The organism is Microbacterium longlingense (assembly GCF_058349825.2).
In genome coordinates, this window is record NZ_JBYRJA020000010.1 from 45,785 (window position 1) to 68,576 (window position 22,792).

Sequence of the window (22,792 nt, forward strand, 5' to 3'; positions counted from 1 at the left end):
CGTTTTTCTGTTGAACTACCCTCTGTGTCGCCCCCCCGCCGAGCAGAATTCGCTTCCCTTGTTCCGGGCCACCAGGCTTTTCTGGGGGGGGGCTGACCAACTTGGGGCTCCACACACCCCCCAACCGGAAAATCCTGGTGACTCGGCGGCCCGCGCGGCGCGGGGGGATCAGAGGGTGCGGGCGAAGGCGCTGTCGCGCGTCGAGACGATGTCCTTGCCGAGGGGCATGAGGGAGATCGGCACCATCTTGAAGTCGGCGATCGCCATCGGGATGCCGATGATCGTGATGCACAGCGCGATGCCCGAGAGGATGTGCCCCAGAGCGAGCCACCACCCGGCCAGGACCACCCAGATCACGTTGCCGATGAACGAGCCGACACCCGCGGTCGGCTTCGACACGATCGTGCGTCCGAACGGCCAGATCACGAACCCCGCCGTGCGGAACGAGGCGATCGCCCACGGAATCGTGATGATCGGGATGCACAGCAGCACGCCGGCGAGGACATAGCCGAGGAACAGGGCGAAGCCCGCGAAGATCAGCCAGATGATGTTGAGCAGGGTGCGCATGCACTCATTCTCTCGTGCGTCGCCGCGAGAACGCCGGGTATCGCAGAACCGGCGGGCTCACACGCGAACGGGGCGGCCCGGCTGATGCCGGACCGCCCCGTTGCGGGGGTGTCAGAGGTACCGGGCGTACGCCGGCACCGTGAGGAAAGCCGGGAACGTCTCCTGCAGCGCCACCTCGCGGAACACCTCGGCAGCGTCATCGAAGCGGTCGCCGTCGTGGCGCTCGACATCGTTGGCGAGGATGTCGGCGATGAGCCCCTCGACATACTCCCGCGTGATGTGGGTGCCGTCGTCGGTGCGCTGATCCTGGTGGATCCACTGCCACACCTGCGAACGCGAGATCTCCGCGGTCGCGGCATCCTCCATCAGGTTGTCGATCGCCACAGCGCCCTGGCCGCGCAGCCAGGCCTCGATGTACCGGATCGCCACGGACACGTTCGAGCGCACGCCCTCCGCGGTGATGTCGCGGCCGATGTGCACGTCGAGCAGGTCGGCCGCGCGCACCGTCACCTCCGGGCGCTGGCGTTCGATCTGGTTCGGCTGCTCGCCGAGCACCGCGTCGAACTCCGCCAGGGCCACCGGGATCAGGTCGGGGTGGGCCACCCAGGTGCCGTCGAAACCGTCGCCGGCCTCGCGGTTCTTGTCTGCGGCGACGCGCTCGAACGCCTGGGCCGTCACCTCGGGGTCGCGGCGGTTGGGGATGAACGCGCTCATCCCGCCGATCGCGTGTGCGCCGCGCTGGTGGCAGGTCTTCACGAGCAGCTCGGTGTAGGCCCGCATGAACGGCACCGTCATCGTGACCTCGCTGCGGTCGGGGAGCACGAAGCGCGCGCCACGGCCGCGGTAGTTCTTGATGATCGAGAAGATGTAGTCCCAGCGGCCGGCGTTCAGGCCGGCGCAGTGGTCGCGCAGCTCGTAGAGGATCTCCTCCATCTCGAAGGCCGCCGGCAGCGTCTCGATCAGCACGGTGGCGCGGATCGTGCCGTGCGCGAGGCCCAGGTACTCCTCGGCAAAGGTGAACACGTCGTTCCACAGGCGTGCTTCCTCGCTGCTCTCGAGCTTGGCGATGTAGAAGTACGGTCCGCGGCCGGCGTCGATCAGCGCCTGGGCGTTGTGGAAGAAGTACAGGCCGAAATCGACGAGCGATCCGGATGCCGCCGTCTGCCGGCCGGTGCGGTCGGTGAAGGCGATGTGCTTCTCGGTCAGGTGCCAGCCGCGCGGCCGCATCACGATGGTGGGCGTGCGCTCGGCGGTCACCCGGTACTCCTTGCCGTCCGGCGAGGTGTACGAGAGCTCGCCGCGGATCGCGTCGCGCAGCGACAGCTGGCCCTCGATCACGTTCGCCCAGGTGGGGCTCGTGGCGTCCTCCTGGTCGGCGAGCCACACGCGGGCACCGGAGTTGAGCGCGTTGATGGTCATCTTCGGGTCGGTGGGGCCGGTGATCTCCACGCGGCGGTCCTCCAGCCCTGGTCCTGCGCCGGCCACGCGCCACGACTGGTCTTCGCGGATGTGCGCGGTGTCGTCGCGGAACCGGGGGTCGTGACCGTTGCCGATCTCGAAGCGGCGGCGCATCCGGTCGGCGAGGCGGTCGTGCCGGCGTCCGGCGAAGCGGTGGTGCAGCTCGGTGATGAACGCGATCGCCTCGGGGGTGAGGATCTCCTCGTAGCGCTCCGCGAGCGGGCCGGCGACCTCGATCGCAGGCCCGGTGACGGGAAGAGTGCCGGTGGTCGGCGTGATGCTCATGAGGTCGTCCTTTCGAAAACGGCGGGATGGGCGGGGCGGATAGGGGCAAGGGGCGAAGGAGCGGTGCTCCGTTGCTTGAGTCCACTCTGAGTGAAGTTCGAGCCGCTGCCTGGCCAAATCCGGGGAGAAGTTTTGTTGTTTTTCTCTTCCAGTGACAGAATCGGCTCCATGAGGTCGCTGACCGCGGTCGCCGACGGGAAGTGGCCGATGCGGGGCGCGAAACGCGGTATCAATGGAGAAGAAACGTGATCCCTGCGGCGCCACCCGGGCAGCGGCGGGATGCGCACCGTGGAGGAGGCAACGCATGGACGATGAAGGCCCGGACGCCGACGCGCTGACGATCGGCCGCCGCATCCGCCAGCTGCGCACGGCACGGTCGATGACCCTGGAGGAGCTGGCCGGCGCCGTCGGGCGCGCGCCGAGCCAGCTGTCGATGATCGAGACCGGCAAGCGTGAGCCCAAGCTCACCCTCCTGCAGGCGATCGCCCGTGCGCTCGGCACGTCGGTGGATGCGCTCCTGGAGAACGAGCCCCTCGATGAGCGGTCAGCGCTGGAGATCTCCCTGGAGCGCGCGATGCGCGGACCCACCTTCCGGGCGCTCGGGGTCGATCCGTTCCGGATCGGCAAGGCGGTCCCGACGGAGGCGCTCAAGGCTCTTCTCGCGCTGCACGGCGAGATCGACCGTCTGCGCGATGAGCGTGCCGCCACCCCGGAGGAAGCCCGCCGGGCGAACGTGGACCTCCGCCACCTGATGCGCGATCAGGACAACTACTTCCCGGACCTCGACGCGGAAGCCACCCGCATGCTCTCGGCCGTCAACCACCCGGGCGGCCCGCTCACACAGCGCGTTGTGTCCGACATCGCCGCGCATCTCGGATTCACCCTGCACTACGTCTCCGACCTGCCGCAGACCACCCGCAGCGTCGCCGACCTCGCGCACGGTCGTCTCTACCTCGCCCAGACCCGCGGCGATGCCCGCACGGCCGTGCTGCAGGCGCTCTCAAGCCGGGTGCTCGATCACGAGGAGCCGCGCAGCTATGCGGAGTACCTCCGCCAGCGGGTCGAGACGAACTATCTCACCGGGGCGCTCCTGGCGCCGGAAGCGGACGTCGTGCCCTTTCTGCAGGACGCCAAGCGCCGCCGCGAGATCTCGATCGAGGATCTTCGCGACGCCTATGCGATCTCCTACGAGTCCGCTGCTCACCGGTTCACCAACCTCGCCACCCGGCACCTCGACATCCCGGTGCACTTCCTGAAGGTGCACGAGTCCGGCACGATCACGAAGGCCTACGAGAACGACGACGTGAACTTCCCGACCGACCGGCTGGGGTCGATCGAGGGGCAGCTGTGCTGTCGCAAATGGACCAGCCGGGTGGTGTTCGAGGTCGACGACCACTTCAATCCGTACTACCAGTACACCGACACCGGCAACGGGACATATTGGTGCACGGCGCGGGTGGAGTCCTCCAGCGAGGGTCTGCACTCGGTGAGCGTCGGCGTGCGCTTCGACGACACGAAGTGGTTCGTCGGGCGAGACACCCCCAACCGCGGCGTCTCGAAGCACTCCGTCGAGGTGTGCTGCCGGCGCGCGCCCGCCGATCTGGAGGAGCGGTGGCGGGAGCACTCCTGGCCGAACGTGCGCACCCCGCGCACGCTGCTCGCGACGCTGCCGACCGGAGCGTTCCCGGGGGTCGACACGACCGACGTCTACGAGTTCTTGGAGACGCACGCGCCGGTGTGACGGGCCCCGGTCTCGTCGGGTGCTCGGTGGCGCGCCCCTCACTCAGGCAGAATCGCGCGCGGCGGGCCCGAAACGGGGGTTTTCGGGGCAGCGCGTTGGTTCTGCCTGAGTTGGCTCAGCCCGGTCGGGGTGCGCCGGTCTGTTCCTGCGCCGCATGGGATGCTGGGGGCATGGTGCGACAGCTGCGTCTCGGCCTGTTCGAGAATGCCCAGGCCAATGACTCCGGCACATCGGTGTGGCGGCACCCCGACCACGGCCGTCATCTCTTCGACACCCTCGACTACTGGCGCGACACGGCGCGGATGGTCGAGGATGCCGGGTTCGACTTCCTCTTCCTGGCCGATGCGTGGGGCTGGGCCGACGTGAACGGCTCCCGGCCAGACGTCTGCACGGCGGAGGGACTCGACCTGCCGCGCCTCGACCCCGCGATCGTGCTCGCCGCGCTCATCCCGCTCACCTCCCGGCTGGGTCTGGTCGTCACCGGCTCCACACTGCTCTCCGCGCCCTACTCGTTCGCTCGCCGCCTCGCCACGCTCGACATCCTCTCGGGCGGGCGCATCGGCTGGAACATCGTGACAACGGGAACCGCCGACACCGCGGTGCGCGGCTTCGGGGTGGCGATGGTCGGCCACGACGAGCGCTACCGGATGGCGGACGAGTTCCTCGACGTCGTCTACAAGCTGTGGGAGGAGGCCTGGGAGCCGGATGCCCTGGAGCGGGACAAGAACGGTCGGTTCGCGGACCCGGCCAAGGTGCACCGCATCTCGCACACCGGTCCCTACTTCGTCTCGCACGGCTACGGGAACACCCACCGCTCGCCGCAGGGCACGCCGGTGCTGTTCCAGGCGGGCGCGTCGCCCGCGGGTCTGGCGTTCGGCGGTCGGCACGCCGAGGCGGTGTTCATCGGCGGGGGCGACGTGGAGCAGCTCGCCGGACACGTCCGGAGCGTGCGTGCGGCGGCGGCCGACGCCGGACGGCGCGCAGACGATGTGAAGGTCATGGCGGCGTTCTCCGCCGTCGTCGGCGAGACGGCGGCCGAGGCGGAGGAGAAGTGGCAGGGCGTCCTGGCCGCGCAGAGCCCGGATGTCGCGGTGGCCTCCTATGCGTGGTTCACCGGTCTTGATCTGTCCTCCTACGATCCGGCGACGCCGATGTCCGCGCTGCACACCGAGCTGTCGCAGACCCAGGTCGCTCGGTTCGGAGACACCACGGTCGGCGAGGTGCTCGCCGACTGGGCCACCCACGGCGTCGGCACACGGCCGGTCGTCGGCACGCCGGAGCAGGTGGCCGATCGGATGGCCGAGCTCGCCGATGGTGCAGATCTGGATGGCTTCCTGTTCGCGCCGACGGTTCCGCCGGCATCCACCCGCGACTTCATCGCGCACGTGATGCCGGTGCTGCGCGAGCGCGGGATGCTCCCGCCCGTGGCGCCGGCCGGGGCCACGCTGCGCGAGCGGCTGATGGGCTCCGGCCCCGCCCTGCCCGCGAGCCATCCGGGCGGGGCGCACCGGCGCACATCGTCCTGACGCCGGGGCGTCACCCGCCCGATCTGCGGGGGTTGCCCCGGTCTGCGGATGGTTCTGCGGGCTTCGCCCGCAGAACGGGGCAACCCCCGCAGATCGGGCGGGGTGTGGGCGCCCACACCCCCGCCCGGGTCAGGCCTCCAGGGCCTGCAAGGCCACCCACAGCTCGGCGCGCGCGGGGAAGGAGTCCAGGTCGACCGCCAGCAGCGACGCGATGCGGCCCAGGCGCGTGCGCAGGGTGTGCCGATGGATGCCGAGGGCCTGCGCCGTCGGCGCGAAGCGCGCATCGTGCTCCAGCCAGCTGCGCAGCGTCCCCACGAGGTCATCCGTCCCGTCGTGCAACGGTGCGAGCCGGGCGGTGGCCAGCGCGCGCGCATCGCCGCCCGCGACGGCAGCGATGAGCCCCGTCTCCGCGCCGAAGCGGGTGACACCGACCCCGCGGGTCCGGCGCAGGGCCACGAGCGCTTGCGCGTGGGCGTCGGCGAAGCCGTCGTACCGTGTCGGCACCGAGACGCCGACCGACAGCCCGAACCGCTCGGCGGCGTCGCCCAGCAGCTGCTCGGACGACCGGCCCGTGACACCAGACGATGGCAGGCACAGCACCGCGCGACCAGCACCGTCGTCGGCGACCAGCACACCCGGACCGCCGCGACCGGAGGCGGCGCTCGCCGTGCGCTGCCCGATCCACTCGGCGAGCGCGTCGACGGGGACCCTCGCCCCGGATGCCGTGGTGGCGGGCGCTGCGACCACCACCAGAACGGGCGCCTTCGGGAGTCCGCCCAGCACCTGCCGGGCGAGGTCGTGCTCGCCCCGCAGGAGGGCTTCGAGCATCCGCGCGCGCAGACGCCGACGCGCGCGCGCCAGGTCGGCGGTCTGCTCGGCGGCCAGACCGGCCATCGCGATCACGGTCGTGACGACCGAGCGGGACTCGGCGTCGAGACCATCGGCGCCCACGGCGATCGCCGCGCTCAGGCGCCCGGTCCGGCCCACCGTGTACAGCGTGCCGGAGTGGTCTGCCACCGTGATCGCCTGAGCGGCGAGCGAGCCGTGGGCCAGGAGCTCCGCGGCTCGCGCAGCGAGCGACTCACGCGCTGCGGGGGAGAGCTGGCCGGCGACATGGACGATCGTGCCGGCGGCGTCGGTCATCGCCGCCCAGGTGCCCAGCCGCTTCGCGAGCTCGTCGATCGCGGACTGCACGCCGCTGGGCCGGAGCGCCGCGAGGCCGATCGCCCGCTGCGCGTCGAGCGCCCAGGTGCGCCGGGCGTAGGCCTGCGCCGCGATCGCCTCGGCGTGCGCGCGGGCGATCGCGATGAACGGCGTGCTGTACGGCACCTCGAACAGAGGCATGCTCTCGGCGCGGCACGCGGTGACGAGGTCGTCGGGGATGCCGGTGCGGTACACCTCGCTGCCGAAGCCGAGTCCGACGACACCGCGGGCTCGCAGACGCGCGACGTAGACGGCGGCATCCGCGCCGTCGACGAACTGTCTTCCCGTGGTGAGGAGCGCGAGGTCCTCGGCGAGGAACGGGGTGGGGTCGGCGAGGTCGGAGGAGTGCACCCAGCGCAGCGTCCGGTCGAACGCCGCGTCCGCCGCCGGGTCGGCCGGCAGCACCGCGCGCAGACCCAGATCGCCGCGGCCCAGCAGGGCCCGCAGGGTGGGGGTGGCGGTCATCCTGTCTCCCTGGTTCGGGTGGGGCGCGGGCCGCGCTGCGCGCGGCTGCCGAGTCACCAGGATGTTCAGGCCCGCGGGCCTGAACATCCTGGTGACTCGGCAGCCGACGGCGGGCCGGCCCGGGGCTTGTGAGAGTTCGCCCATCAGGCGAACAGATCGATCAGATTATACAAGCGGGCGGATGCACCGACCCTCGCCCCGGACGTACGCTCGCCGCATGACGATCACCACCACCGACATCCTTCCCCTCGGCGGGCCCACTCTCCCGCAGGAGCGGCGCCTCGTCACGTCCATCCCGGGCCCCCGTTCCGCGGAGGTGCTCGCCCGCAAGGCGGAGTCCGTCGCCCAGGGCGTCGGGCACTCGGTGCAGATCGCCGCGGTCGCTGCGGGCGGCGGTGTCATCGTGGACGCCGACGGCAACTCGCTCATCGACCTCGGCAGCGGCATCGCCGTGACCACCGTCGGCAACGCCCACCCGAAGGTGGCGGCCGCGGTGGCCGCCCAGGCCGCGCAGTTCACCCACACCTGTTTCATGGTCTCGCCGTACGAATCCTATGTTCAGGTCGCCGAGGCGCTGAACCGCCTCGCCCCCGGCTCCTTCGCCAAGAAGAGCGCCCTGTTCAACACCGGCGCTGAGGCCGTGGAGAACGCGGTCAAGATCGCCCGCAAGCACACCGGCCGTCCGGCGGTCGTCGCCTTCGAGCACGGCTACCACGGCCGCACCAACCTCACGATGGCGCTGACGGCGAAGAACATGCCGTACAAGAGCGGCTTCGGGCCCTTCGCCCCGGAGGTCTACCGCGCGCCGCTGTCGTATCCGTTCCGTGACGGCCTGACCGGTGCGGAGGCGGCCGCCCGGGCGATCACGATCATCGAGAAGCAGGTCGGCGCGGAGAACCTCGCCGCCGTCATCATCGAGCCCATCCAGGGCGAAGGCGGCTTCATCGTGCCCGCAGACGGCTTCCTCCCCGCGCTGGTCGACTGGTGCCGGGCGAACGGCGTCGTCTTCATCGCCGACGAGGTGCAGACCGGATTCGCCCGCACCGGCACGATGTTCGCCAGCGAGCAGTTCGGCATCGAGCCGGACCTCATCACCACGGCCAAGGGCATCGCGGCCGGCCTGCCGCTGGCCGCGGTCACCGGTCGGGCCGAGATCATGGACGCCTCGCACGCCGGAGGCCTGGGCGGCACCTACGGCGGCAACCCGGTGGCGTGTGCGGCAGCGCTCGCCGCCATCGAGGTGTTCGAGGAGGAGGACCTCTCCTCCCGCGCCCGCGAGATCGGCGAGATCCTCGTCGGGCGCCTGCGCGAGATGCAGGCCGCAGACCCGCGCATCGGCGATGTGCGCGGCCGCGGCGCGATGGTGGCCGCCGAGTTCGTCGACCCGGAGACCCAGGCCCCGGACGCGGCCCTGACCGCCGCCGTGGCGAAGCGTTGCCTGGAGCAGGGCGTCGTCGTGCTCACCTGCGGCACATACGGCAACGTCATCCGTTTCCTCCCGCCGCTGTCGATCAGCGACGATCTGCTCAACGACGGCCTCGACGTCGTCGCGGCCGCTCTGCGGTCTGCCTGAGGCGGGAGCACCGACCGAGCCTGTCGAAGGACCCGAGTCTTGGGGGTCCGGGACCTTCGACAGGCTCTCTGACCGGATGACCCGCGAGGGAACAGTCCGGTCGGAGAACAACATCCTGCGCGACAACGAGGCCGCGGGCCTCGACAGACCCCGATCCCCGAGGGACGATGGAGAAGAACCGAGGAGCGTGCCGACAGTGACCACCGAGGAGATCGTCCGTGATGTCGTGATCGTCGGCGCGGGCGCCGCTGGTCTCACCGCCGCCCATGAGCTGCGCCGCGCAGGACTCAGCGTCGCGGTGCTCGAGGCGCGGGACCGCGTGGGCGGCCGGCTGTGGACCGAGGTCATCGACGGCGCGATGCTCGAGATCGGCGGTCAGTGGGTCTCGCCCGATCAGGACGCGCTGATCGCGATGCTCGCGGAGCTGGACCTTGCCACCTATGAGCGCTATCGCGACGGCGACAGCGTCTATATCGGCCGGGACGGCAAGCCGACCCGCTTCACCGGAGACATCTTCCCTGCCGCGCCGGAGACGGAGCGTGAGATCGCGCGGCTGATCGCGCGTCTCGACCAGCTGGCCGCGGAGATCGACCCGGATCGCCCGTGGGAGCATCCAGACGCCGACGCTCTCGATCGCATCTCCTTCGAGGCCTGGCTCGCACGCGAGACCGACGACCAGGAGGCGCGCGACAACATCGCCCTCTTCATCGGTCCGGCGATGCTCACCAAGCCGGCGTATGCGTTCTCCACGCTCCAGGCGTTGCTCATGGCCGCGAGTGCCGGGAGCTTCTCGCATCTCGTCGACGCCGACTTCATCCTCGACCGCCGGGTCGTGGGCGGCCTCCAGCAGGTGCCGATCCGGCTCGCCGAACGGCTGGCCGACGATGTGTTCCTCGCGCAGCCCGTCCGCAGCATCACCTGGGGCGATGAGGGCGTGGTCGCCCGCACCGACACCCTCGTCGTCCGAGCCCGACGCGCGGTGCTCGCCCTCGCGCCGGTGCTCTCCGAGCGGATCTCCTTCGTGCCGCCGCTGCCGCGGCTGCAGCAGCAGATGCACCAGCACATCTCGATGGGCTTCGTGATCAAGGTCCACGCGGTCTACGACCGTCCGTTCTGGCGGGAGCAGGGGCTCTCCGGGACCGCGTTCAGCCCCTATGAGATCTCGCACGAGGCCTACGACAACACCAACCACGGCGACGAGCGCGGCACGCTGGTGGGCTTCGTGTCCGACCGGCTCGCCGATGGCCTGTTCGCGCTGTCCGCGGCGGACCGCCGCGAGCGGATCCTCGAGTCGCTCTCGCACTATTACGGCCCCGCGGCGAAGGATCCGATCGTCTATTACGAGAGCGACTGGGGCGCCGAGGAGTGGACCCGCGGTGCCTACGCCGCGAGCTTCGACCTCGGCGGTCTCTACCGCTACGGCCCGCACCTGCGTACCCCGGTCGGCCCGATCCACGTCGCGTGCAGCGATGTGGCCGGAGCCGGCTTCCAGCACGTCGACGGGGCGATCCGGATGGGCCGCGCCGTCGCCGCCGAGATCCGGCACACCCTCTGACGCACCACGACACACCCCCCACCCGACACACAGCACAGGAGCACCCCGATGACCACGCAGCTCTCCGCGCAGGAGCGCGACCTCCTCGACCGCATCCCCACGGGCCTCTACATCGGGGGTGAGTGGCGGAACACCGATGGCACCTTCGACGTCTATGACCCGTCGACGGGGAAGGTGCTCGTCAGCGTCGCCGACGCGACGCCGGACGACGGCATCCGCGCTCTCGACGCCGCCGTCGCCGCGCAGGACGCCTGGGCCGGCACCGCCCCGCGGGTGCGCAGCGAGATCCTGCGCCGCGCGTGGGAGATCGTGCAGGAGCGCAAGGAGGAGCTTGCGCTCCTGATGACCCTGGAGATGGGCAAGCCCCTCGCCGAGGCTCGGGGCGAGGTCGCGTACGGCGGGGAGTTCCTGCGCTGGTTCAGCGAGGAGGCGGTGCGCATCGCTGGCCGCTACGGCGAGAACCCCGAAGGCACCGGCCACATGGTCGTCTCGCAGCGTCCCGTCGGGCCGTCGTTCTTCATCACCCCGTGGAACTTCCCCTTCGCGATGGCGACCCGCAAGATCGCTCCTGCGCTGGCCGCCGGATGCACCGTTGTGGTGAAGCCCGCCGCGGTGACTCCGCTGACCACGCTGCTCTTCGCGTCGATCCTCGAGGAGGCCGGCGTCCCCGCCGGCGTCGTGAACGTGGTGCAGACCTCGCGGTCGAGCGCGCTGTCGAGCCCCATCATCGCCGACCCGCGGCTGCGCAAGCTGTCGTTCACCGGCTCGACGGAGGTCGGTCGCCGCCTCATCGCGCAGGCCGCGCAGGGAGTGCTGCGCGTATCCATGGAGCTGGGCGGCAACGCACCCTTCGTCGTCTTCGAGGACGCTGACCTGGACAAGGCCGTCGACGGGGCGATGCTGGCGAAGTTCCGCAACATCGGCCAGGCGTGCACCGCGGCCAACCGTTTCATCGTCCACGAGGCCGTCGCCCAGGAGTTCGCCGCTCGGGTGGCAGAGCGGGTCGAGGCCATGAAGATCGGACGCGGCACAGAGGAGGGCGTCACCATCGGGCCGCTCATCGACGAGGACGCCGTTTCCAAGGCGGCAGAGCTGGTGCAGGACGCCGTCGACCGGGGCGCGTCGGTGCTCGCCGGCGGACAGCCGATCACCGGGGAGGGCAGCTTCTTCGAGCCGACCGTCGTGTCGGGCGTCGTCGCGGGCAGTGACATCCTGCGCGAGGAGATCTTCGGACCGGTTCTGGCCATCACGACCTTCCGTGACGAGGACGAAGCCGTCCGCCTCGCCAACGACACCGAGTACGGCCTGGTGTCCTACGTCTTCACCACCGACCTCGCACGCGGGCTGCGGATGATCGACGCCCTCGAGACGGGGATGATGGGACTGAACGTCGGCGTCGTCTCGAACGCCGCTGCTCCCTTCGGCGGCGTCAAGCAGTCCGGTGTCGGCCGGGAGGGCGGCCTCGAGGGCATCCACGAGTACCTGTCCACGAAGTACACGCTCATCCCGGCGGACTGACCACGTCTCACGGGATTCACGATTCAAGGAGGAACATGAGCACCTACGCCGTCATCAACCCGGCGACCGGCGAGACGCTGGCCGCCTACGATCTGTCCGACGCCGCGACCGTCGAGGCGGGTATCGCCGCGGCCGACGAGGCCTCCCGCACCGGCCTGAGCCGCGCGGAGCGGGCGACGCTGCTGCGCCGTGTCGCCGAGCTGCACCGCGAACGCAAGCAGGAGCTCGCCGAGATCATCGTCCGCGAGATGGGCAAGGTGCTCTCCGGCGCGATCGGCGAGGTCGAGTTCGCGGCCGACATCACCGAGTTCTACGCGGACAACATCGACAAGATCACCGCCGACACCCCGATCGACATTCTCGGCGAGGGCTCTGCGGTCATCCGTCGTGCCCCCCTGGGCGTGCTCCTGGGCATCATGCCGTGGAACTTCCCCTACTACCAGGTGGCGCGTTTCGCGGCGCCGAACATCGCGATCGGCAACAGCATCCTGCTCAAGCATGCGTCGCAGTGCCCGGAGTCCGCCGAGGCGATCGCGAAGATCTACCAGGACGCCGGCTTCCCGGCCGGGTGGTACGTCAATCTGCGCCTGACCAACGAGCAGGCCGCCGACGTGATCGCAGACCCGCGGGTGCAGGGGGTGTCCGTCACCGGTTCTGAGCGCGCGGGAGCGGCGGTCGCCGAGGTCGCCGGACGCAACCTCAAGAAGGTCGCGCTGGAGCTCGGCGGATCGGACCCGTTCATCGTGCTGTCGACCTCCGACCTCGACGCCACCGTGCAGTACGCCGTCGATGCGCGCCTGGACAACTCCGGTCAGTCGTGCAACGCCCCGAAGCGCTTCATCGTCATCGACGAGCTGTACGACGCGTTCCTGGAGAAGTTCGTCGCGCGCATGGCCGAAGCCACCCTCGGCGACCCGCTCGCGGAGGACACCGTGCTGGGGCCGCTCTCCTCGCTGACCGCCGCGAAGACCCTCGAAGCGCAGGTCGACACCGCACGTGAGCAAGGGGCGACCCTGGTGCTCGGCGGTGAGCGCGACGGCTGCTTCTACCCGTCCACCGTGCTCACCGATGTCGAGAAGGGCACGAACGCCTACCGCGAGGAGTTCTTCGGCCCGGTGGGCGTCGTCTACCGCGTCTCGAGCGAGGACGAGGCGGTGGAGCTGGCCAACGACACCGAGTTCGGTCTCGGCTCGTACCTCTTCACCACGGACCCCGAGCAGGCGCAGCGCGTCGCCGACCGCATCGAGGCGGGCATGGTCTACGTCAACATCGCTCTCGCTGACAGCCCGGAGCTGCCTTTCGGCGGAGTGAAGAAGAGCGGCACCTCGCGTGAGATGGGTCTGCTCGCGGCCGACGAGTTCGTCAACAAGAAGCTCGTCCGCGTCGGCTGAGCCGGCGCCCGCCGTGCGGAACGGGGCGGTCCCGGCCAGGGGCCGCCCCGCTCGGCGGGGAGCGTCTGCCTGCCGTTCCCCGGGCCGGCCGAGCGCGGTTCCGGGGGCGGCGGCGGCGCACTTTCGCGTCCGGTTCGCGCACTCGGCGGGCATGCCGTAGACTGATCCCGCAGTAATCATCTGCATCCTTTGCCGTGCCTGATCAGGTGGGAAGAAGGGTGCAGAGGGCCGCGAGGCCCTAGGGCGGTAGCTCAATTGGCAGAGCAGCGGTCTCCAAAACCGCAGGTTGCAGGTTCGATTCCTGTCCGCCCTGCGCGTCAGCGCATGCTGACACATGAAAGGTGCATTTCACGATGGTTCAGGACGCGTCGCGCGCCGAGGATTCCGCCGCGGGCGGCGTCGGCACCCGGGAGAAGAAGCTGGGCTTCTTCGGACGGATCGCGCTGTTCTTCCGTCAGGTCATCGGCGAGCTGCGCAAGGTGGTCACTCCCACGCGCAAGGAGCTCGTCACCTACACCTTGGTTGTCTTGGTGTTCGTCCTGATCATGATGGGTCTGGTCTACGGCCTCGACTTCGTCTCCTCGTGGCTCACCACTCAGGTGTTCGGTGTTCCGGGGCGCTGAGCCCGGTACAGCGGTCCTGGCCACGAACGAGGACCGCGCCCCCATGGAGATGATCTGAAGTGTCTGAACGTTATTCCGACGACGCCGACTGGGCGACCGCGGCAGAGCAGTCCAGCGAGGACGACGAAGCCCAGGAGGGTGCCGTCCTGGCGGAAGAGGAGCTCTCCGCCACCCCGGCCGAGCACCTCGCCATCCATGTCGAGGACGACGAGGCCGTTGTCAGCGACGAAGACGAAGACATCGAGATCGACGACCCGGAGGCAGACGCGATCGTGAACGACGCCCTTCACATTGACGAGACCGCCGAGGCCGAGGCCGCGGCGGAGGTGCTCAGCGACTCGCTCGCCGAGGAGGTCGCGGACGCCGAGGCCGCCGCGGCTGAGGAGGTCGCCCCCTACGACGGACCGGACGAGGACGACGACAGCGCCGAGGCCGAGGCCGAGGCCGAGGTCGACGTTGAGGTCGACGTCGAGGTCGAGGATGACGACGCCGCGGAGGAGGACCCCTACGAGGCCTTCCGCATCGACCTGCGCATGCTCCCCGGCAAGTGGTACGTGATCCACTCCTACGCCGGCTTCGAGCGCAAGGTGAAGGCCAACATCGAGCAGCGCAAGGCCACGCTCGAGGTCGAGGACGACATCTACCAGGTCGAGGTCCCGATGGAGGACGTCGTCGAGATCAAGAACGGCCAGCGCAAGATGGTCACCCGGGTGCGCTACCCCGGCTACGTGCTCGTGCGCATGGAGCTGAACGAAGAGACCTGGTCTGTCGTGCGGCACACCCCGGGTGTCACCGGGTTCGCCGGCAACGCGCACAACCCGATCCCGCTCCGCTTCGAGGAGGCCTTCGGCATGCTGAAGTCCCTCGTCGAGGTCAAGGACGTTCCCACCGCCAAGGCCGTCGCGGCCAAGGGCGGCCAGGCCGTCGCGCGGCCTGTCGCGGCAGAGGTCGACTTCGAGGTGGGCGAGACCATCACGATCAAGGAGGGCTCCTTCGCGGGTCTTCCCGGCACGATCAGCGAGATCAAGCCGGAAAGCGGCAAGCTCACCGTCCTCGTCTCGCTCTTCGAGCGTGAGACCCCGGTTGAGCTGTCCTTCGACCAGGTCACCAAGATGCTCTGAGCCGAACGGCTCGCAGCGCGCCCCGCAGGCCTCGGCCGGCGGGGCGCGCTGCATTTCTGCGCGCACGGCGTTCGCACAGCGGCCGATGGCGAGGGGAAGCCGGACCTCTGATTCGGGTAACCCTGCTGTTTCGGGTAACATGGAGCGGTTGGCCCCGTGCGGGCCGGCATCCCCACCACGCCCAGGAAGAGCCTGACGTGTGGCAGCGCGCCCATCGGGGCGCACGAAAAGGAGAGAGAAATGGCACCGAAGAAGAAGGTGACCGGCCTGATCAAGCTCCAGATCAACGCCGGCGCCGCCAACCCGGCGCCGCCGATCGGCCCCGCGCTCGGTCAGCATGGCGTCAACATCATGGAGTTCTGCAAGGCGTACAACGCCGCGACCGAGTCGCAGCGCGGCAACGTCATCCCTGTCGAGATCACCGTCTACGAGGACCGCAGCTTCACCTTCGTCCTGAAGACCCCGCCGGCGGCGGAGCTCATCAAGAAGGCTGCCGGTGTGCAGAAGGCCTCGGCCACCCCGCACACCGTCAAGGTCGGCAAGATCACCGCCGACCAGGTGCGTCAGATCGCCGAGCAGAAGCAGGCAGACCTGAACGCGAACGACATCGAGGCCGCCTCGAAGATCATCGCCGGAACCGCCCGTTCCATGGGCATCACGGTCGAGGGCTGAGGGAGATAAACATGGCTACCAAGTCCAAGGCTTACCAGGCGGCGCTCGCGAAGATCGATGCAGACCGCTTCTACACCCCGACCGAGGCCGTCGCCCTGGCGAAGGAGACCGGCTCGGCGAAGTTCGACTCCACCGTCGAGGTCGCCCTCAAGCTCTCGGTCGACCCCCGCAAGGCAGACCAGATGGTGCGCGGCACCGTCATGCTCCCGCACGGCACCGGCAAGACCGCCCGCGTGATCGTCTTCGCGACGGGCCCGGCCGCTGAGGCCGCCATCGCCGCGGGTGCCGATGAGGTCGGCGGCGCCGAGCTCATCGAGAAGGTCGCCGGCGGCTGGACCGATTTCGATGCCGCTGTCTCGACCCCGGAGCTCATGGGTCAGGTCGGGCGTCTCGGCAAGGTGCTGGGTCCGCGTGGCCTGATGCCGAACCCGAAGACCGGCACCGTGACCCCCAACCCGGCCAAGGCCGTGGAGGAGATCAAGGGCGGCAAGATCGAGTTCCGCGTCGACAAGCACGCAAACGTTCACTTCATCGTGGGCAAGGCGTCGTTCTCGGCCGAGCAGCTCGACGAGAACCTCAGCGCAGCGCTGGAAGAGATCGTGCGTCTGAAGCCGTCGAGCTCGAAGGGTCGTTACATCCAGAAGGGCGCCGTGTCGACCACGTTCGGCCCGGCCATCCCGCTGGACGTCAACGTCATCTGAGCCGCGCTCAGCATGAAGGCCCCCGCCGTTCCGGCGGGGGCCTTCGGCGTTCCCGCGGTCTCCGTCGAGCGCGTGCCCGTACTCAGGCAGAATTGCGGCCGCGGCGCCGAGACACCGGTTTCCGATGGTGCGGTGCGGGTATTGCCTGAGTTCGGGTGGGCGGATACCGGGGGCGGGGGCGGGGTGAGGGGCTAGCCGCGGGGGGTGAGGAAGCCCTCCACGGTGCCGGGGGAGAGCACGTGGCGACTGACCAGGATCGCCGCTCCGAGCGCGCCGGCCCGCTCGCCGCCGCGGCTCTGCACGATCCCGAGATGCTGGGTCGCCAGGGGGATGGAGCGCCGGTAGACCACCTCGCGCACACCCGCGAGCAGGTGCTCTCCGGCGCGGGCGATCCTGCCGCCGATCACGATCATCGACGGGTTCAGCATGTTGACGACCGTCGCCAGCACCTCGCCCACCTCCCGGCCCGCTTGACGGGTGGCCGCGATCGCGGCGGGGTTGCCGGCCCGCACGAGCTCGATGACGTCGGATCCCGTCCGGGCGTCAATGCCCTGGGCGCGCAGGGCTGCGGCGATCGCCGGTCCGCTCGCGATCGCCTCGAGGTCGCGTTCGTCTCCGGGCGGGCGCGGGGAGTCATGGCTGTCCGGCACCTGCACGTGGCCCATGTCTCCGGCCGTTCCCTGCGCGCCCCGCTGCAGGCGTCCCCCGGAGATGATGCCGGCGCCGATACCGGTGGAGACCTTCACGAACACGAGATCGTCGATGTGAGGCCAGGTCAGGGCGTGCTCGCCGAGCGCGAGGAGGTTCACGTCGTTGTCGACCAGGACGGTGACGTCGAAGGAGCGACGCACATAGGAGGGGATGTCGAAACGGTCCCATCCCGGCATGATCGGGGGATTGGTGGGGCGTCCCGAGGAGAACTCCACCGGGCCCGGCACGCCGATGCCGATGCCGACCAGGGCGCCGAGGTCGTGCCCGGCGTCGGCCAGAAGGGCCGCGCCGTCGGCGAGCACGGTGTCGAGCACGCTCTCCGGCCCGGCACTGATGAGCAGCTCACGCGTCGTGGCGCCGTGGATGCTGCCGCCCAGATCGGCGATGGCGACGGTGGCATGGGTCGCGCCCAGGTCGATCGCCAGGATTGTGCCGGCCCGGGGGTTGAATGCGATCCGCGAGGGCGGACGGCCTCCGGTGGACGCGGCTTCCCCGGCGGGCAGGACCAGGCCGGCGGTGAGCAGCGCATCCACCCGCGACGAGACCGTTGACCGTGCGAGGCCGGTGATCTGGGCGAGCTCGGCCTTCGTGCGGGCCTGTCCGTCCAGGAAGATCTGGAGGATGTCTCCCGCGCCCGGCGGGGCGGTCAGGGGTGGCCGCGGGATGTCACTCACGCGAGTAGTAAACCATGCCAGGCTCACAGGTTCAGATCACTGACAGACGACTTTTGCATGATGCTCGACAAAAGCTCGTTTTCTGTGTCAGAATCGACCGCATGACAACGACTGTCACCGACACTGACGTCCGGCCCGTGCGCGCCGGCATCCTGGGCGCCGGCTTCATGGGCCAGGTCCATTCCCGCGCCCTCCGCTCCGCCGGCGCCGCCCTGACGGCGATCGCAGCGTCATCGCCGGAACGTGCTGCGCGCGCCGCGGAAGCGCTCGGCATCGAGCGGGGAGAGTCCGACGCGGCATCGCTCATCACCGCAGCCGACGTCGATGTCGTCCACGTCTGCACCCCGAACGCCTCGCACGCCGAGCTCGCCCGCGCGGCCCTCGCCGCCGGCAAGCACGTGGTGTGCGAGAAGCCCCTCGCGGTCTCGCTCGACGAGGCGGCGGAACTGGCGGCAGCCGCCGAGGCCAGTGGCCTCGTGGCCGCCGTCCCCTTCGTCTACCGCTACCACCCGATGGTGCGCGAGGCTAGGGCCCGCGTGCGCGCGGGAGAGATCGGCGCCCTCATCACCGTGGACTGCGGCTACCTGCAGGACTGGATGCTGCTGGCCGACGACACCGACTGGCGCACCGCATCCGCCGAGGGCGGCCCGTCGCGCGCTTTCGCCGACATCGGCTCGCACCTCTGCGACCTTCTCGAGTTCGTCACCGGGGAGCGCATCGTCTCCCTCGTCGCCCGCACCCGCCGCTTCTACGAGTCGCGCGGGGGCGCCCCGGTCGCCAACGAGGATGCCGTGGCGATCGTCGTCGAGCTGGAGTCCGGCGCGATCGGCACCCTGCTGGTGTCGCAGATGGCAGCCGGGCGCAAGAACGCCGTGACCCTCGAGCTGCACGGGGCCGCAGCCAGCGTGCGCTTCGACCAGGAGGACCCGGAGAAGCTGTGGTTCGGTGGCCGGGAAGGCAACACCGTGCTCTTCCGCACCCCTGAATCGCCGAACCGCGACGCCGCCCGACTGTCCGCGGTTCCCGTCGGCCACCCGATGGGCTACCAGGACGCCTTCAACGGCTTCGTCGCCGACGTCCTCGCAGCCGTGCGCGGCGAGCAGCCAGAAGGCCTGCCGGTCTTCGCCGACGGCGCCCGCGCCGCGCTCCTCACCGAAGCCGTCCTCCGCTCCGCCGAGACCGGCCAGTGGGTCGCGACGGCATCCTGACAACCGACATCCCGAAGGAAGAACATCCATGACCATGTCATTCGATCTCGTCATCGTGGGCAGCGGCATCAACGGCGCGATCGTCGCGGCCGAGGTGCACGCCCAGGATCCGAGTGCATCGATTCTCGTCCTCGAAGCAGGCCGTGACATCACGGACAACGCCGGTGAGCACCTCGTCGAAGCGGACGAGAGCGCCATGAACGCGTCGTACGAGACCCTCATGCGCCGTGCGCAGCAGATCGAGTATGTCGCCGGGGCGACCGCGATGAACGAGATCGAAGGCGACTCGTGGAACGCGGACATGCCCGGCGTGTTCCCGTTGGCCTTCTTCGGCCACAACTTCGCCCAGTTCCCCGGCGCATCGGTGGGATGGAACCTCGGTGGGCTCGGCGTGCACTGGACCGCCGCGTGCCCGTGGGCGTATGAGAACGAGATCCCCGACTTCCTTCCGCGCGCCCAGTGGGATGCCGATCTGGAGAGCGCGCGGCGCCGCCTGCGCGTACAGCGCGGGCCGCTGGTGGACAACCCGTTCACCGAGCCGCTTTTCGCCGCCCTCCGCGAGGCCCTTCCCGCGGACGACGAGACCCGGGCTTTCGGGTACATGCCGATGGCCGGTATCCCGCACACCGACCGGCCGTTCGCGCGCACCGGGCCCCGCGACATCGCGCCGTTCGTCTTCGACGGCAGCGCGCCGAACGTCCAGCTGCGCAGCGGTGTGCTGTGCACGCGCGTGCTCACCGAGGGCGATGAGGTGACCGGCATCGTCGGTCGCGACGTGGTGACCGGCGAGGAGACCGTCTACACCGGAACCCGCTACCTGCTGGCCGCGGACTCGCTGCGCACGCCGCAGCTGCTGTGGGCGTCCGGCATCCGCCCGGAGGCCCTGGGCGTGCGCCTGAACGAGCACGCCTCGATCAGCGGAGACGTGGTCATCGACGCCGAGCGTCTCGGCCTGACCGACGCCGACATCCCGACCCCGCCGGCGGGCGAGCCCTTCATCGGCGCCTACTGGAGCCCGTCGCTCGGCGAGGCCCGTCCGATGCACGGCCAGCTCATGGAGCGCGAGATCGAAGACCTTGGGCACGTGCTCAGTGTCGGCTGGTACTGCGTCACCGAGATCCGCCCGGAGAACAGGGTGGAGTTCTCAGACGAGCTCACCGATGCGCTCGGGATGCCGCACATGACCGTGCACTTCTCCTACTCGGAGAAGGACTGGGAGATGATCCGGGCCACGCAGGACGTGCAGAGCGCCGCCGCGAACGCGATCGGATCTTTCGCGGCCGAGGACTCCGCGGTGCTTCCTGCCGGCGCGTCGCTGCACTTCACCGGCACCACCCGGATGGGCGCGGAAGACGACGGAACGTCGGTCGTCGACACCGACGGTCGGGTGTGGGGCTACCGCAATCTGTTCCTCGCCGGGAACGGGGTCATCCCCACCGCGCTCACCTGCAACTCGACCCTCACCGGTGCCACGCTCGCCGTGCGCACCGCCCGCGCCCTCACCGCCCGCTGAGGAACACGCCAGCGGGGACTGCCCGCGTCATTCCGGGAGGAGGCACGGCCGTGACGAAGCCCACCGGTCTTCGTGCTCCGGACGTCGTGTCTGGACGGCCTCGGGCCGCCCGGCAGGACGGCCTTCTCCCGCGGTCGGCGTATCGTCGCCGTCATCGGGTCGTCGCCGATCCCGTCGCCCTCCTGGCGAACCACCCCGCCCCTGCCGGGCGCGGGTCGTCTCGCGATCTCCGTTCCGGTCAGAAAGGTCTCGCATGTCTCGTCAGAACCTGAAGTTCGCGCTCAACGCGATCCAGTGGATCAATGTGAAGGAGGACCCGTCCGATCCCCGCAGTGCTGACCTGTGGCGTTACGCCGACCCGACGTTCGTCGCGGAGTATCCGGATGTGCTGCGTGAGATCAAGGCGGCCGGATTCGACGCGGCGATGATGGAGGTGCTCGACACCCAGACGCTGCAGAACTACCGCGCGATGCTCGACGGCGCCGGGCTCCTGCCCGCCCCCGGCTACCTGCAGGTGCCGATCCCGTCTGACCACGGCGATCGCCTCGAGCGCGGGAGCAGCGCGTGGACCCACTGGTTCGACCTCGCCCGCCGCCGCGCGGAGGAGTCCAACTTCATGGGCCTGGACACCATCTTCCTCGCGCCGGAGGTGAACTTCCGCGGAGCGCGGTTCGCCGAGGCCGTCGCGGTCGGGCACGACTTCCAGCAGGACCGGCTCGATGAGGTGGTCGAGTACCTGGCGCAGGCCGCCGAGGTGCTGCGCGCCGAGGGGATCCGTCCCGGCCTGCACAACCACGTCGGAACCTGGGTCGAGACCGAGGAGGAGATCGAGTACGTCCTCGCCCAGATCGACGACACCCTGCTGGGCGCCTCCTTCGACATCGGTCACCTCGAGTGGGCCGGAATCGATGCGCCGAGCTACCTGGCCAAGTGGGCCGAGCGGCTCGTCGATATCCATCTGAAGGACCTCGATCTCGATGTCGCACGGGCGACGCGCGAGGCCCCGACGCCCTACAGCGAAGCCAGCAACCGGCGGTTGTTCCTGGAGCCGGGGCTCGGCCACATGGACCTCACCGGGGCGCTCGACGTGCTCCCCGAGGACTTCGGCGGCTGGGTCGTGATCGAGGTCGACCGGGCGTCGATGGACCCGGTCGAGAGCGCGCAGGTGTCTGCCGCCTGGGTGAACCGTATGCGTGAGGAAGAGACGACCCGATGAGCACCGCGAGCCACCCCGTCACCCTGTTCACCGGCCAGTGGGCCGACCTGCCGTTCGAGGAGGTGGCACGTCTGGCCGCGTCTTGGGGCTATGACGGGCTGGAGATCGCCGCGTCTGGCGACCATCTCGACCTGCGCAGAGCCGACGAGGACGACGCCTATGTCGCCTCGCGCCGCGAGATCCTGGATCGGCACGGCCTCAAGCTCTATGCGATCTCGAACCACCTCGCCGGCCAGGCGGTGTGCGATGCGCCCATCGACTTCCGCCACGAGGCGATCCTGCGCGACTACGTGTGGGGCGACGGCGAGGCGGAGGGTGTGCGCCAGCGCGCCGCGGACGACATGAAGCGCGCCGCGCGCGTGGCGCGCAAGCTCGGCGTCGACACGGTCGTGGGATTCACCGGGTCGTCGATCTGGCCCTACGTCGCGATGTTCCCGCCGGTGCCCGCCTCGGTCATCGAGGGCGGTTTCGAGGACTTCGCGGCGCGGTGGAACCCCATCCTCGATGTGTTCGACGCGGAGGGGGTGCGTTTCGCCCACGAGGTGCACCCCGGCGAGATCGCGTACGACTACTGGAGCTCGGTGCGTGCGCTCGAGGCGATCGACCACCGCGCGGCCTTCGGCTTCAACTGGGACCCCTCGCACATGATGTGGCAGAACATCGACCCGGTGGGGTTCATCGTCGACTTCGCCGACCGCATTTACCACGTCGACTGCAAGGACACCCGGATGCGGCCGGCGAACGGCCGCGCCGGGGTGCTCGGCTCTCACCTGCCGTGGGGCGACCCGCGGCGCGGCTGGGACTTCGTCTCCACCGGGCACGGCGACGTGCCGTGGGAGGACTCGTTCCGCGCGCTCGAGGCGATCGGCTACACCGGCCCCATCTCGATCGAGTGGGAGGACGCCGGGATGGATCGCCTGCACGGCGCGGCCGAGGCCGTGACGTACGTCCGTTCCCTGCTGTGGCCCCAGCCCACCGCGGCTTTCGACGCAGCCTTCAGCAACCAGTAGCGTCCCCGCGCCGCAGAGCCAGCCGTGCCCCGGGGCCCCGCACCACAACGGTGCGGGGCCC

The 22,792-nt window shown here is 69.9% G+C and carries 18 protein-coding genes and 1 tRNA gene; 15 read left to right on the top strand and 4 right to left on the bottom strand.

Annotation, left to right across the window (positions count from 1 at the left end):
* Positions 1–168 precede the first annotated feature (168 nt).
* The gene (locus AC3RXY_RS13690) at positions 169–567 is read right to left on the bottom strand and encodes a YccF domain-containing protein (RefSeq protein WP_491511474.1); all 399 of its coding nucleotides are present in this window, start codon (positions 565–567) and stop codon (positions 169–171) included.
* Between the two features lie 111 nt (positions 568–678).
* Positions 679–2,310 (bottom strand): malate synthase A, encoded by a 1,632-nt coding sequence (aceB, locus tag AC3RXY_RS13695; RefSeq protein ID WP_491511475.1) that lies wholly within the window; start codon positions 2,308–2,310, stop codon positions 679–681.
* Positions 2,311–2,614: 304 nt separating this feature from the next.
* Between aceB and AC3RXY_RS13700 the strand changes: the two genes are divergently transcribed.
* The gene (locus AC3RXY_RS13700) at positions 2,615–4,051 is read left to right on the top strand and encodes a helix-turn-helix domain-containing protein (RefSeq protein ID WP_491511476.1); all 1,437 of its coding nucleotides are present in this window, start codon (positions 2,615–2,617) and stop codon (positions 4,049–4,051) included.
* 170 nt (positions 4,052–4,221) lie between these two features.
* On the top strand, positions 4,222–5,577 hold the full coding sequence (locus tag AC3RXY_RS13705; RefSeq protein ID WP_491511477.1) for an NtaA/DmoA family FMN-dependent monooxygenase: 1,356 nt from the start codon (positions 4,222–4,224) through the stop codon (positions 5,575–5,577).
* A gap of 129 nt (positions 5,578–5,706) precedes the next feature.
* Here the strand turns inward: AC3RXY_RS13705 and AC3RXY_RS13710 are convergent, their stop codons facing one another.
* Positions 5,707–7,245, bottom strand: a complete 1,539-nt coding sequence (locus tag AC3RXY_RS13710) for a PucR family transcriptional regulator (RefSeq protein ID WP_491511478.1) — start codon at positions 7,243–7,245, stop codon at positions 5,707–5,709.
* 217 nt (positions 7,246–7,462) lie between these two features.
* Between AC3RXY_RS13710 and gabT the strand changes: the two genes are divergently transcribed.
* The 9 genes from gabT (at position 7,463) to rplA (ending at position 16,399) form a co-directional block, all read left to right on the top strand.
* The gene (gabT, locus tag AC3RXY_RS13715) at positions 7,463–8,818 is read left to right on the top strand and encodes a 4-aminobutyrate--2-oxoglutarate transaminase (RefSeq protein ID WP_491511479.1); all 1,356 of its coding nucleotides are present in this window, start codon (positions 7,463–7,465) and stop codon (positions 8,816–8,818) included.
* Positions 8,819–9,014: 196 nt separating this feature from the next.
* The gene (locus AC3RXY_RS13720) at positions 9,015–10,373 is read left to right on the top strand and encodes a flavin monoamine oxidase family protein (RefSeq protein WP_491511480.1); all 1,359 of its coding nucleotides are present in this window, start codon (positions 9,015–9,017) and stop codon (positions 10,371–10,373) included.
* A 48-nt stretch (positions 10,374–10,421) separates the two neighbouring features.
* The gene (locus tag AC3RXY_RS13725) at positions 10,422–11,891 is read left to right on the top strand and encodes an NAD-dependent succinate-semialdehyde dehydrogenase (protein ID WP_491511481.1); all 1,470 of its coding nucleotides are present in this window, start codon (positions 10,422–10,424) and stop codon (positions 11,889–11,891) included.
* Between the two features lie 35 nt (positions 11,892–11,926).
* A complete protein-coding gene (locus AC3RXY_RS13730) occupies positions 11,927–13,282 on the top strand; it encodes an NAD-dependent succinate-semialdehyde dehydrogenase (protein WP_491511482.1) in 1,356 nt (451 codons plus the stop codon).
* A gap of 240 nt (positions 13,283–13,522) precedes the next feature.
* Positions 13,523–13,595, top strand: a tRNA-Trp gene (locus AC3RXY_RS13735).
* Between the two features lie 40 nt (positions 13,596–13,635).
* The gene (gene secE, locus AC3RXY_RS13740) at positions 13,636–13,905 is read left to right on the top strand and encodes a preprotein translocase subunit SecE (protein WP_491511483.1); all 270 of its coding nucleotides are present in this window, start codon (positions 13,636–13,638) and stop codon (positions 13,903–13,905) included.
* A gap of 59 nt (positions 13,906–13,964) precedes the next feature.
* Positions 13,965–15,026, top strand: coding sequence for a transcription termination/antitermination protein NusG (gene nusG, locus AC3RXY_RS13745; RefSeq protein WP_491511484.1), 1,062 nt, complete (start codon positions 13,965–13,967; stop codon positions 15,024–15,026).
* A gap of 240 nt (positions 15,027–15,266) precedes the next feature.
* Complete coding sequence (rplK, locus tag AC3RXY_RS13750) at positions 15,267–15,698, top strand: 50S ribosomal protein L11 (protein ID WP_491511485.1); 432 nt, start codon at positions 15,267–15,269, stop codon at positions 15,696–15,698.
* 11 nt (positions 15,699–15,709) lie between these two features.
* A complete protein-coding gene (rplA, locus tag AC3RXY_RS13755; protein ID WP_491511486.1) occupies positions 15,710–16,399 on the top strand; it encodes a 50S ribosomal protein L1 in 690 nt (229 codons plus the stop codon).
* Between the two features lie 191 nt (positions 16,400–16,590).
* On the opposite strand, the gene AC3RXY_RS13760 is transcribed toward rplA, so the two are convergent.
* Positions 16,591–17,784, bottom strand: a complete 1,194-nt coding sequence (locus AC3RXY_RS13760; protein ID WP_491511487.1) for an ROK family transcriptional regulator — start codon at positions 17,782–17,784, stop codon at positions 16,591–16,593.
* Between the two features lie 101 nt (positions 17,785–17,885).
* Here AC3RXY_RS13760 and AC3RXY_RS13765 point away from each other — a divergent pair, with 101 nt between their 5' ends.
* The 4 genes from AC3RXY_RS13765 (at position 17,886) to AC3RXY_RS13780 (ending at position 22,731) form a co-directional block, all read left to right on the top strand.
* Positions 17,886–18,992 (top strand): Gfo/Idh/MocA family protein, encoded by a 1,107-nt coding sequence (locus AC3RXY_RS13765; protein ID WP_491511488.1) that lies wholly within the window; start codon positions 17,886–17,888, stop codon positions 18,990–18,992.
* 28 nt (positions 18,993–19,020) lie between these two features.
* Positions 19,021–20,505: a GMC oxidoreductase gene (locus tag AC3RXY_RS13770; RefSeq protein WP_491511489.1), complete on the top strand. Its 1,485-nt coding sequence runs from the start codon at positions 19,021–19,023 to the stop codon at positions 20,503–20,505.
* A 253-nt stretch (positions 20,506–20,758) separates the two neighbouring features.
* A complete protein-coding gene (locus AC3RXY_RS13775) occupies positions 20,759–21,721 on the top strand; it encodes a sugar phosphate isomerase/epimerase family protein (protein ID WP_491511490.1) in 963 nt (320 codons plus the stop codon).
* Positions 21,718–22,731 carry a sugar phosphate isomerase/epimerase family protein gene (locus AC3RXY_RS13780; RefSeq protein WP_491511491.1) on the top strand — a complete coding sequence of 338 codons (1,014 nt, stop codon included), beginning with the start codon at positions 21,718–21,720 and terminating at the stop codon, positions 22,729–22,731. Before AC3RXY_RS13775 ends, AC3RXY_RS13780 begins: the two co-directional genes overlap by 4 nt.
* Positions 22,732–22,792 lie beyond the last annotated feature (61 nt).